Consider the following 12,136-nt stretch of genomic DNA (forward strand, 5'->3'; position numbering starts at 1 on the left):
GGCCTCGCCGATCCGTACCCGGCTCAGGCCGCGGTTTTCGCCGCGATCGCCTGTCCCGCGGCCCATCCCGACGACCAGGCCCACTGGAAATTGTAGCCGCCGAGCCAGCCTGTGACGTCGACCGCCTCGCCGATCGCATAGAGCCCGGGCACCCGCTTCGATTCCATCGTCTTCGACGAGAGACCATCGGTATCGATGCCGCCGACGGTCACCTCCGCCTTCGCGTAACCCTCGGTTCCCGACGGACTGAGGGTGAGGGCGTCGAGATGCCCGGCCGCCGCCTCGAGTTCGGCATCCGAGGCATCGCCGAGCTTCTTCTCCAGACCGATCCTCGAGGCGAGCGCATCGGCGAGCCGGTTGGGAAGAAGTTCCGACAGCGCGGCCTTCAATCCGGCCTTCGGCATCCGGCGCCTGGCGTCCCTGAGCTTCCCGGCGGCCTGCGGCACGAGTTCGAGGGTGACGGGCGTTCCGGGCCGCCAGTAGGAGGAGACCTGCAGGATCGCCGGGCCGGACAGGCCCTTATGGGTGAAGAGCACCGCTTCCGTGAAGCTCGCGCCGTCGACCCTGGCCGTGACCGGACAGGCGACGCCGGAAATCTCCGCGAACAGGCGTTCCTCCTTGCCGAGGGTGAGGGGCACGAGCGCCGGGCGGGGTTCGACGACCCTGTGGCCGAAGCGTCGGGCGATGTCGTACGCGATGCCGGTCGCGCCGAGCTTCGGGATTGATGGACCCCCCGTCGCGATCACGAGGTTCGCGGCCTGGTGCTGCCCGACGCGGAAACCCCCGGGACCATGGCCGATCTCGCCGATCGCCGTCCGATACTCGAAATCGACGCCGCCGGCCGCGCATTCGGCGGTGAGCATGTCGACGATCTGCCGGGCCGAGCCGTCGCAGAAGAGCTGGCCCAGCGTCTTCTCGTGCCAGGCGATCCGGTGGCGCTCGACCAGTGCCAGAAAGTCCCATTGGGTGTAGCGCTTCAGGGCGGATTTCGGGAAATGCGGGTTCTTCGAGAGGAAGCAGCCCGGCTCGATCCCGGTATTGGTGAAGTTGCAGCGCCCGCCGCCGGAAATCAGGATCTTGTTGCCCGGCCGGTCGGCATGGTCGAGCACCAGCACCCGTGCGCCCGCCTTGCCGGCCTCGGCGGCCGCAAAGAGCCCTGCGCCGCCGGCGCCCAGTATGATTGCGTCGTAGATCATGGCGGCCGTTCTTGGCGGGGAAGGGGGACGGGCGCAAGAGGGGCCCGGTCGCTCCTCTCCTGCCGTCGTGCGCGGGCGCACCATGCGGGGACGGGAGGGGTGATGAGGCCGAGGCACGAAGGGTTCCCCGTTATGCTCACCTTACGAAGTTTTCATGGTCCCGCAAAGGCGCTGTAATCTTGCCGCTCCTATGTTCGGTTCGACCAAAGGGGACCGTCGATCCTCGCCGCCCGATGGCCTTTCTCGAGACAACCGGAGCTCAGATGCCGAACCCAGCGTCCACCCAGCCCAAGCGCAACAAGTTCATCGCCAGCGTTCTGGCCGCCGGTGTCGCAGGCGCCGCCCTTTCGGCCGGCGTTCTCTCGGACACCGCCACCGTCAATGCCGAACCCGTGACCGTCGAGGCCCCGAAGGATAATTTCGGATTCGCCGACGTGGTCTCGCAGGTGTCTCCCGCCGTCGTCTCGGTTCGCGTCGAACAGCAGAGCGAGCCGCGCGCCGAGATGAGCGGGAACTTCGAAAACCCGTTCGGGAACCTTCCCGAAGACCATCCCCTGCGTCGCTTCTTCGGAACGCCCGACGGGCGCCAGATGCCGCCGAGCATGGGGCCGCGCGGACGCGACCGGCCGTCGATCGGTCAGGGCTCCGGCTTCTTCATCTCCGATGACGGCTACGTGGTGACCAACAATCACGTGGTCGACAACGGGGCGAAATACACGGTGGTGATGGATGACGGCAAGGAATACGACGCCAAGCTCATCGGCACCGACGCACGCACGGATCTCGCGCTCCTGAAGGTCGATTCCCCGAACACGAAGTTCACCTATGTGGAATTCGGAGACGACAACGCGGCCCGTGTCGGCGACTGGGTCGTCGCGGTCGGCAACCCCTTCGGTCTCGGCGGCTCGGTGACGGCCGGCATCATCTCGGCCCGCGGCCGCGATATCGGCGCTGGCCCCTATGACGACTTCCTCCAGATCGACGCCGCCGTGAACCGCGGCAATTCCGGCGGTCCGGCCTTCGGTCTCGACGGCAAGGTCATCGGCGTCAACACGGCGATCTTCTCGCCCTCGGGTGGCAATGTCGGCATCGCCTTCGCGATTCCCGCCTCCGTCGCCAAGGACGTGGTGACGTCGCTGCGCGAGAACGGCAATGTCCAGCGCGGCTGGCTCGGCGTCCAGATCGGCGAGGTCTCCGACGACATCGCCGAGGCGATCGGCCTGTCGAGTGCGCAGGGCGCGATCGTGACCCTGCCGGACAACGAGACGCCGGCTTCCAAGGCGGGCATCGAGACCGGCGACGTCATCACCGGGGTCAATGGCGAGACGGTTGAGAACCCGCGCGAGCTCGCCCGCAAGATCGCCAATTACAGCCCGAACACCAAGGTCGACATCACCGTCTTCCGGAACGGGGAAAGCGAGACCATTCCGGTCACGCTCGGCAATCTGTCGGAGCTCGACGAGGCCGCATCGCTCGATGCGCCGCGCAGCGACTCCTCGCCGGTCGATCCCTCCGCGCTCTCGGGCTACGGAATGACCGTCATGCCGGCCGAGGACGGGCAGGGCGTGGTCGTCACGGATGTCGATCCGGACTCCTCTGCCGCCGAGAAGGGCCTCGAAGCCGGCGATACGATCGTCGCCGTCAACGGGACCAGCGTCTCGACCCAGTCGGATGTCAGCAAGGCCATTTCGACGGCGTCGGACAACGGCCGCAGGGCCGCACTGTTCCAACTGCGCAATGCGCAGGGTCAGAACCGGTTCGTCGCGCTCCCGATCGAGCGCAGCTGACGATCGGCGATCGACGGGCCGGAGCGAGCCGGCCCGTCGCATTCGGCTCTTTCCACAAGCGAGCAGCCGGCTCCCGAACCCGGATCTGTTCGCGTTGACGGGTTCGCAAGGCTATCCCCCTCGGCTCTTCGAGCCTTGCGCCTTCGAACCTCTCGCGCATCGATGGCTTCGCGGACGATCGAGCGATCGACCGATCGGCCATCGAAGCGCAGGTGGCGGCGCGGATCATTCCCCGTATGTCGCGTCTCCGCGCCGCCGCCCTTCGTCAGCCGACGCTCGGGCCTCGTTGAGCACTCGGACCGCTCCCTGGTCTTGCAGTGTCGCAACCCCGCTCTTACGAACGATCGTCACGGATGAGCGGCATTCGACGAGCTTGCAGCCCATTCCCGACAGACGATCACCGGAGGCCATGGGACGGCGCGATGCGCATTCTGATCATCGAGGACGACCGCGAAGCCGCAACCTATCTGGCGAAGGCCCTGAAGGAGGCCGGACATGTCGCCGACCACGCCGTCGACGGCGAGGAGGGCCAGCACATGGCCGAGGGGCGCGATTACGACCTCTGGATCGTCGATCGGATGCTGCCCAAGCGCGACGGTCTCACCGTCATCTCGGACCTGCGCAAAAGCGGGGCGAGGACGCCCGCCCTCATCCTGTCCGCTCTCGGCCAGGTGGACGACCGGGTAGAGGGCCTGAAGGCCGGCGGCGACGACTATCTCACCAAGCCCTATGCCATGTCCGAGCTTCTCGCCCGGGCCGAGGTTCTCGGCCGGCGCCGGGCGAGCGGCGAGGTGGAGACGAGCTATCAGGTGGGCGATCTGGAACTCGATCGCCTGTCCCACGAGGTTCGTCGCGCCGGAAAGCCGATCGTGCTCCAGCCGCGCGAATTCCGCCTTCTCGAATATCTGATGAAGCATGCCGGTCAGGTGGTCACGCGCACCATGCTTCTCGAAAATGTCTGGGACTACCATTTCGACCCCCAGACGAACGTGATCGACGTCCACGTGTCGCGCCTGCGCTCCAAGATCGAGCGCGAGTTCGACGGTCCCTTGCTCCACACGGTGCGCGGCTCCGGATACATCATGCGCGATGGCGGCTGACAGGCCCGTGCGACGTCTGAAATCCCTCCTCAAGATGACGGCGGTCCGCCTCTCGGCCGTCTATTTCCTCATCTTCACCTTCGGCGCCGTCGCCCTCGTCTGGTATGTGACGAACACGGCGAGCGACCTCATCGCCCAGCAGGCGCGAACGGGAATCGAGGAGGAGAAGGCCGAACTCGCGCAGATCTATCGCGTGACCGGCATCGTCGGCCTCGTGCGCTCCATCGATCGGCGCGCACGCCAGCCCGGCGCGGGCCTTTACCTCGCCACCGACGCGACCGGCCGCATCATCGCCGGCAATGTGGAAAACCTTCAGGCCGGCGTTCTCGACGAGACCGGATCGACGCCGGATACCTTCGGCTATTCGCGCTATGGCGAGACCGGCGTCTATCACAAGGCGATCGCCGACGTCGTCTCCCTGCCCAACGGCATGCGCGTTCTCGTCGGCCGCGACCAGAGCGATGCCCAGCGGTTCCGCGAGGTGGTGCGGTCCGCCCTGATCCTCGCGCTCGCGGCCATGGGGGCGCTCGCGCTGATCGCATGGTTCGTCATCGGCCGGCGGGCCCTCATGCGTCTCGATCGCATGTCCGCCGCCTCCAGTCGCATTCTCGCCGGCGATCTCGGCGAGCGCCTGCCGGTGCTCGGCGCCGGCGACGAGTTCGATCGCCTGTCCGAGAACCTCAATACCCTGCTTGCCCGTATCGCGCTTCTTCAGGAGGGGCTGCGTCAGGTGTCCGACAATATCGCCCACGACCTGAAGACGCCGCTCGCCCGGCTCCGCTCCAAGGCGGAGGCCGCGCAGCGGGCGGCCCATTCGGAGGAGACGCGCGACCATCTCGAAGGCATCATCACCGATGCGGACGTGATGATCCGCACCTTCGACGCGCTCCTGATGATCTCCCGGGTGGAAGCAGGCTCGCACCCGATCCAGAAGACGAAGATCGATCTGCGCGCCATCGCGAGCGACGTCGCCGAGCTCTACGAGCCTCTGGCCGAGGAGGCGGATGCGGAGCTTTGCTGCGAAGGCGGACCGCCGGTCGAGATCGAGGCGAGCCGGGAACTCGTCGCGCAGGCGATCTCCAATCTCGTCGACAACGCCCTGAAATACGGCCGGGCCGAGAGCGGCCGGACGCGCGTGGGGATCCGGGTGGAGGAAACCGAGGGTCTGGTCCGCCTCGCAGTCTCCGACAGCGGCCCGGGCATTCCAAAGGACAAGCATTCTCGGGTTCTGGAGCGGTTCTACCGTCTCGACGAAAGCCGGACGCAGCCGGGTTCGGGGCTCGGACTGTCCCTCGTCCAGGCGATCGCGCGCGTCCACGGCGGGCGGCTTCTGCTTGAGGATGCGGCACCGGGCCTTACAGTCGTCCTTGAATTCCCGAAACGGGCCAGGGACGGCGTGACCCATGACGAGACCGCACAATGAGACCGCGACCGCACCGCGCCTGAGGATCGGCGGCGATCTGACACCGAGCCTCCTTCCACCGGCAGGCAACGGGAGCGGGCGGAACTGGCTCGGCGAACTCCTAGAAGCCGCGACCGGTGCCGGGCTCGACCGGGTCGCCGATCTCTGTTCGTCCGGCAGTCCGGACGCGGCCCGCCTTGGGGCGGTCATGGCCCTCTCTCCTTATCTGAGATCCTCACTCCTCTGGCGCCCTTCCGTCCTCGACGCGCTGCTCGACGAGGACGCCGGAGACCGGCTCGGCACGGTCGTCGGTGCGCTGGACAGCCTGCCGGACGCGGACATGCCCGAGAGCGCCCTGATGAAGCGGCTGCGGGAGATCAAGCGCGAGGCCTCGCTTCTCATCGCATTGCGCGATCTCTTCGGCGCGGCCTCGCCCGCGCAGACGGCCCGCGATCTCTCCCGCCTCGCCGAAGGGGCGATCCGGGCGGCCCTGCGCTTTTGCCTGCGCTCGGCCCATGACGCGAAGAAACTCAAGCTGCCCGATGCGAGCGATCCGGAGGACGGGTGCGGCCTCTTCGTCCTCGCCATGGGAAAGCTCGGCGCGCGCGAACTCAACTATTCGAGCGATGTCGATCTCATCGTCTTCTTCGACGCCGATATCGAGATCGCCTGCGACCCGATGGAAGCCGTGGTGGAGCATTCCAAGGTCGTCCGCCGACTGGTGCGTATCCTGAGCGAGCGCACCGGCGACGGATACGTGTTCCGGACCGATCTTCGCCTGCGCCCCGATCCCGGCGCGATGCCGCTCGCCATCACCACCGATATGGGCATGACCTATTACGAGAGCTCGGGGCGCAACTGGGAGCGGGCCGCGATGATCAAGGCGAGCGTCGTCGCCGGGGACCGGAAGGCGGGCGAGGCCTTCCTCGCCGAACTCGCCCCCTTCGTCTGGCGCAAATATCTCGACTTCGCCGCGATCGCCGACATTCACGACATGAAGGGCCGGATCGATCGTCATCGCGGCTTCGGCGAGATCACGCTTCCCGGCCACAACGTGAAGCTCGGACGAGGCGGCATCCGCGAGATCGAGTTCTTCGCCCAGACCCAGCAACTGATCGCCGGCGGCCGCAACCCAGCCCTTCGCACGCGGCGCACGGACGAGGCGCTGGATCGGCTCGCGGCCTTCGAATGGATCGAGGACGGCGAACGCGACGATCTCCTCGATGCCTACTGGTTCCTGCGCCAGGTCGAGCACGCCATCCAGATGGTCGACGACGAGCAGACACACGATCTCCCCGAGGACGAGGAGGGCCTGTCGCGGATCGCCGGGCTTCTGGGTCTCGGGAGCAGAGAGGCGTTCGAGGAGAGGCTCCTCGGCGTCCTGCGCCTCGTCGACCACCGCTTCAACGATCTCTTCAACGAAGGGCGATCGAGACAGGCGGGGGAGGGCGATGCGCCCGATCCGGTGCTGCGGCTTCTCAACAACGATGCCGATCCGGAGGGGATCAAGGCGATCGCCGAACTCGGCTTCGAGCGCCCGGAGGACGTCGCCCGCGTGGTGCGCATCTGGAGTTTCGGACGCTACCGCTCGACCCGGACCGCCAAGGCACGCGAGCGGTTGTCCGACGTGCTGCCTTCTCTCCTCAAGGCCTTCGCCGATGCGCCGGACCCGGACGGGGCGGTCGCCGCCTTCGACGGCTTCCTTTCGGGCCTTCCCTCGGGCATCCAGTTCTTCTCCCTGATCGCCTCGAACCCGAAGACGCTGGACCTCCTGCTTCTGATCCTGACGGCGGCGCCCGTCATGCGCGCGACGCTTGCCCAACGACCGCACGTCTTCGATGCGCTTCTCGACCCGGCCTTCTTCGACGAGGTGCCGGATCGCGAACTGATGGAGGAGCGCCTCGGCGCCTTCCTCGCCGATGCGGACGGTTATGAGGACGTCCTCGCGCGGTTGCGCATCTTCGCCTCCGAGCAGCGCTTTCTCGTCGGTGCGCGCATGCTGTCTGGCGTCGTCGATCTCAACGAGGCCGGTCCCGCCTTCTCAAATATTGCGGACGTGGTGCTGAACGCGCTCCTGATCGCCGTCGTCGCCGAGTTCTCGAGGGCCCATGGGCGCGTCGCCGGCATGCGGCTGGTGCTCCTCGGCATGGGGCGCCTCGGGAGCCGCGAACTCACCGCGGCCTCCGATCTCGACCTCATCCTGCTCTACGATCACGAGGAGGAGGCCGAGACATCCGATGGCGGCAAGCCGCTGGCGATCCAGGTCTATTTCACGCGGCTCACCCAAAGGCTGATCGCCGCCCTGACCTCGCCCATGCGCGAGGGCGCGCTCTACGAGGTGGATTTCCGCCTGCGACCCTCGGGCAATGCGGGTCCCCTCGCCACCCGCTTCAAGACGTTCCGCAAATATCAGGAGAACGAGGCCTGGGTCTGGGAGCGTATGGCCCTGACGCGGGCCCGGCCGATCGCCGGCGACGCCGATCTGCGGCAGACCGTCTTCGAGACGATCGAGGAGCTTCTCGGGCAGCCCATGGACGAGGAGGAGGTTCGCGACGCGGTCGTCTCCATGCGCGGGCGCATCGCCAGAGACAAGCCGGCGCGCGGGGAACTCGATCTGAAGCTCAGACCCGGCGGGCTCGTGGATCTGGAATTCATCGCCCAGTGGGCGCAGCTGACGGGCCGCGCTCCCGGCGAGCCCGGCCGCGAGACCGCCGACGTCCTGCGCTCGCTGCGGTCCCGCGACGGCGGCGAGGAGATCGAGGGCGTCTCGGAAAAGCTCGCCCGATCCATGGAGATGCTGTCAGCCGTCACCCATCTGTCCCGTCTCGCTCCAGGCGGCGTGCAGGACGTCTCGGCCCTGCCGACGCGCCTGACGGAGCGGATCGCGGATGCGCTCGATCTCGACGATGCCGGCGAATTCGCCGATGCGCTCGAGCGGATCACCGGGACCGTTCGGGATTGTTTCGTCAGGCATCTGGGCGATCCCGACGAAGCGCGGCCGACGGATCGATAGGTCTCTGCGTTTGTCGAGAGGCTGCTTCAGAGATCCAGCGTGGACTTCAGGCGAGCGAGAAGCGAGCGCAATTCCTTCTCGTCCACCTTCTTGGCCGCGTCCTTCGCCGCGAACCACTCCCGGCGTCTCTCGTCCTGTTCCGGCCACTCGTCGAGGAGGTCGTCCACGGGCATCGGAAAGACGTGGACCCGGCAGGGCATCTTCTTGCGCCCGTCGATCTTGTCGTAATCGTAGGTTCCGATCGGCTTCTTGACGGTTCGCCCGACGACCCCGCCTTCCTCATAGGCCTCGATCTCCGCCGCACGCCGCAACTGCTTGCCGGGCATGGGCCAGCCTTTGGGCAGGACCCAGCGTCCGGTGTCGCGCGAGGTGAGAAGGAGAACCTGAAGTTCGCCGCCCGGCTTGATCCGATAGGGAAGTGCTGCTGTCTGTCTGCGGCGTTTGGGCATGGCAAATATCGGTCGGGACGACGCTGTTCGGTCGCGAATGGAAAGGTGCCTTGAGATGCCGCGGCACCGATATGGGCGGAGAGGGGTGGTCCGAAAACCGGTTTTTACCGCGCGACTTGCCCTGCGGCGCTGGGCGCGCGCTGAGAGGCAGGATATCGGAGCGACGTGACATAATTAAGAAGGTTCATGGAAAGTCTCAATCCCAAATCATTGGCTCGCAACTGAAAAATGACGAAAGCACCGTCCGCTAGCGATCGATCCTGCCGTTGCGGCATGTTGCGGAAAAGCCGGAGTAGAGTACGCACGTCCCCGGCGCTCGCACGATCGAAAGAGCCGAACCCCGGTGCATGATCTCTCTCCGCCTGCGCGAAGGGAAGACGTTCGCGATCTGTTGATCGGCCGTGTCGCGATCGCCATTGCGCAGTCGGCGCTTGCGCGTGCCAGATAGAGTCTTTCGCAAGGTAAGGGCGCGATGAGTCGGACATTCGAGATCAGAAGCAGCGGTGTCACCGCCGTCGTCAGCCGTGTCGGTGCCGAATTGCGCAGCCTGAAGGGGAAGGACGGCCGAGAACTCCTCTGGCAGGCGGGTCCGGAATGGCCGCGTCACTCGCCGGTGCTCTTTCCGGTCGTCGGCCGTCTGGCGGGGGACCGGCTGCTGCACGAGGGACAGTCCCATACGCTGCAGCAGCACGGTTTCGCACGGGACCTGTCGTTCGACGTGGTGGAGGAGGACGAACGCAGCGTCGCCCTGCGCCTCGTCGACAGCGACGAGACGCGCCGGCAGTTTCCCTTCCCGTTCATCCTCGACATCCATGTGGAGGCGATCGGGACGACGTTGTCCGTCCGCACGACCGTAACCAATCCCGGCGAGACCATGCTTGCCTGCGGTATCGGGGCCCATCCGGGCTTCCAGTGGCCGCTCGTCGAGGGCATCGAGAAGACCCGGCACCGCATCCTGTTCGAACGCCAGGAGACGGGGCATGCCCTTGGGGTCGTGGGTGGGCTTCTGGGTGATCCCAGGCCCTTGCCCTTCGACGGATCGACCCTCCCGCTCGACGAGGCGCTGTTCGCCACCGACGCCATCGTCATGCCCGATGTGCGAAGCCGATCGGTCACCTATCAGGCGCTGAACGAAGAGGGCTTCAGCGAACGCTCGCTGACCGTCTCCTGGGAGGGCTACAAGGATCTCGGCATCTGGTCGAAGCCCGGAGGCGCCCCCTTCGTCTGCATCGAGCCATGGTATTCCATGGCGAGCCCGGTGAACTGGGACGGTGAGTTCCTCGACAAGCCGGGCATACTCAAACTCGTGCCCGGGGACGCGGAGAGTTTCGCCTGGTCCGTTACGGTCTGACGGCCGGCTCGGCTCTGGTTTTTTGCTGACGCCTCGGATGGTCCGAAAACCGGGTCCGCTTTTCGGTTCGATGCTGTAGGGCAAAGCGTCCCGGGCGGGCGCTCAGCCGCCCGTGACGCTCATATGCCGCGAGACCGAAGGCGAGCGGGTCGTGCGATCGATGACGAAGTCGTGCCCCTTGGGCTTGTGCGAGATCGCCCTATCGATTTCGCGGGCGAGCAGTTCGTTGCCTTCCGAGGCGCGGAGCGGCTCGCGCAGGTCGACCGCATCCTCCTGGCCCAGGCACATGAAGAGCGTTCCCGTGCAGGTGACGCGCACGCGGTTGCAGCTTTCGCAAAAATTGTGGGTCATCGGCGTGATGAAGCCGAGACGCCCGCCGGTCTCGGCGATATTGACGTATCGTGCGGGGCCGCCCGTCTTGAAGGGAATGTCCGTCAGGGTCCACCGGCTGGACAGGTCGCGGCGCACCTGGCTCAGGGGCAGGTAGCGATCGGTCCGGTCCTCGTCGATCTCGCCCATCGGCATGGTCTCGATGAGGGTCATGTCCATGCCGCGCGAATGGGCCCATTCGATCATCGCGGGGATTTCGTCCTCGTTGAAATCCTTGAGGGCAACGGCGTTCAGCTTGACGTGAAGCCCGGCATCCTGGGCGGCGTCGATGCCCTCCATCACCTTCTTGAGTTCGCCCCAGCGCGTGATCTGGCGGAACTTGTCGGCATCGAGCGTATCGATCGAGACGTTGAGGCGCCGCACGCCCGCATCGGCGAGTTCGCCCGCGAAGCGTTTCAGCTGCGAGCCGTTCGTCGTCAGCGTCAGCTCCTCCAGCGCGCCGGTCTCCAGATGGCGCGACAGGGAGCGGATGAGATACATGATGTTCTTGCGGACCAGCGGCTCGCCGCCCGTCAGCCTCAGCTTCCTGACGCCCTTGGCGATGAAGGTGGAGGACAGCCGGTCGAGCTCCTCCAGCGTCAGGAGATCGCGCTTGGGCAGGAACTCCATGTCTTCGGCCATGCAGTAGACGCAGCGGAAATCGCAGCGATCGGTCACCGAGACCCGCAGATAGCTGATATGGCGACCGAACGGATCGACCATCTCCGAGGTTTCGGCACCCGACTGAGGGACCGTGCCGGACCGCGCGCCGGCCGGCCGCACCTCGATCGCGTCGGCAGGAGGCCGGAAGGACGGAATGCCGTCCTGCTTGAAGAGCGTCGTCTTGGTCATCGGCGAATGATATCAGACGGATGCCGCGATGACATCCGCAAGCCTTTTCGAATGGTTCGATCCTCGAATGTGGAAGCGCGATCGGGTCCGGTCAAGCGTGGTCCCCGTCTGCCGGAGGCTGGAATGCCTCGCTTCGGCCTGCGACGCCTTGTTCTTTCGTCCCGCCGTCCTCAATCTTCCGGTTCCAGCGCAGCGGCCGGAGCCGGTGCGCTCGCCATCAGGACAGGAGACGCCGATGATCGCCCGCCAGACCCCGCCCAGCGAGATCCGGATCTCGAAGGACAGGCGTGGCATGACCCTCACTTGGCCCGGCGAGGGTTCGAGCGAGTTGCCTGCGGAATATCTGCGCGTCCATTCGCCCTCCGCCGAGGTTCGCGGGCACAGCGAGGCGGAGCGCAAGACGCAGTTCGGGAAGCGCGATGTGGCGATCACCAACGTCCAGCCCGTCGGCAATTACGCGATCAAGATCACGTTCTCGGACGGACACGATACCGGCCTTTATTCCTGGGTCTATCTCGCCGAACTCGGCCGCGAAAAGGACGAGAAATGGGCCACCTATCTGAAGGAGCTCGACGAGAAGGGCCTTTCCCGCGACGCCTGACGGGAAGGGCCGGGCG

The 12,136-nt window shown here is 66.3% G+C and carries 9 protein-coding genes; 6 read left to right on the forward strand and 3 right to left on the reverse strand.

Translation table 11 applies throughout. The features are described from left to right. Positions 1 to 23: 23 nt before the first annotated feature. Positions 24 to 1,196 (reverse strand): BaiN/RdsA family NAD(P)/FAD-dependent oxidoreductase, encoded by a 1,173-nt coding sequence (locus tag DYI37_RS06295; protein WP_116682322.1) that lies wholly within the window; start codon positions 1,194 to 1,196, stop codon positions 24 to 26. A 263-nt stretch (positions 1,197 to 1,459) separates the two neighbouring features. On the opposite strand from DYI37_RS06295, the gene DYI37_RS06300 reads away from it, so the two are divergent. From DYI37_RS06300 to DYI37_RS06315, 4 genes are all read left to right on the forward strand, one after another. Then, a complete protein-coding gene (locus tag DYI37_RS06300; protein ID WP_116682440.1) occupies positions 1,460 to 2,983 on the forward strand; it encodes a Do family serine endopeptidase in 1,524 nt (507 codons plus the stop codon). Positions 2,984 to 3,405: 422 nt separating this feature from the next. Continuing rightward, positions 3,406 to 4,083: a response regulator transcription factor gene (locus tag DYI37_RS06305; RefSeq protein WP_116682323.1), complete on the forward strand. Its 678-nt coding sequence runs from the start codon at positions 3,406 to 3,408 to the stop codon at positions 4,081 to 4,083. 7 nt (positions 4,084 to 4,090) lie between these two features. Beyond that, positions 4,091 to 5,506: a sensor histidine kinase gene (locus tag DYI37_RS06310; RefSeq protein ID WP_116682441.1), complete on the forward strand. Its 1,416-nt coding sequence runs from the start codon at positions 4,091 to 4,093 to the stop codon at positions 5,504 to 5,506. Continuing rightward, positions 5,487 to 8,498, forward strand: coding sequence for a bifunctional [glutamine synthetase] adenylyltransferase/[glutamine synthetase]-adenylyl-L-tyrosine phosphorylase (locus tag DYI37_RS06315; protein WP_116682324.1), 3,012 nt, complete (start codon positions 5,487 to 5,489; stop codon positions 8,496 to 8,498). The genes DYI37_RS06310 and DYI37_RS06315 overlap by 20 nt, the downstream gene beginning before the upstream one ends. A 26-nt stretch (positions 8,499 to 8,524) precedes the next feature. On the opposite strand, the gene DYI37_RS06320 is transcribed toward DYI37_RS06315, so the two are convergent. Beyond that, positions 8,525 to 8,947 (reverse strand): NUDIX hydrolase, encoded by a 423-nt coding sequence (locus DYI37_RS06320; RefSeq protein ID WP_116682325.1) that lies wholly within the window; start codon positions 8,945 to 8,947, stop codon positions 8,525 to 8,527. 472 nt (positions 8,948 to 9,419) lie between these two features. On the opposite strand from DYI37_RS06320, the gene DYI37_RS06325 reads away from it, so the two are divergent. Further along, positions 9,420 to 10,298, forward strand: coding sequence for an aldose 1-epimerase family protein (locus tag DYI37_RS06325; RefSeq protein WP_116682326.1), 879 nt, complete (start codon positions 9,420 to 9,422; stop codon positions 10,296 to 10,298). Between the two features lie 102 nt (positions 10,299 to 10,400). On the opposite strand, the gene moaA is transcribed toward DYI37_RS06325, so the two are convergent. Next, on the reverse strand, positions 10,401 to 11,390 hold the full coding sequence (moaA, locus tag DYI37_RS06330; protein WP_245413811.1) for a GTP 3',8-cyclase MoaA: 990 nt from the start codon (positions 11,388 to 11,390) through the stop codon (positions 10,401 to 10,403). A gap of 364 nt (positions 11,391 to 11,754) precedes the next feature. Between moaA and DYI37_RS06335 the strand changes: the two genes are divergently transcribed. Next, on the forward strand, positions 11,755 to 12,120 hold the full coding sequence (locus tag DYI37_RS06335; protein WP_116682442.1) for a gamma-butyrobetaine hydroxylase family protein: 366 nt from the start codon (positions 11,755 to 11,757) through the stop codon (positions 12,118 to 12,120). Positions 12,121 to 12,136: the final 16 nt, after the last annotated feature.

The sequence above is a fragment of the Fulvimarina endophytica genome (assembly GCF_003403015.1).
In the GTDB taxonomy this organism is placed as follows: Bacteria; Pseudomonadota; Alphaproteobacteria; order Rhizobiales; family Rhizobiaceae; genus Fulvimarina; species Fulvimarina endophytica.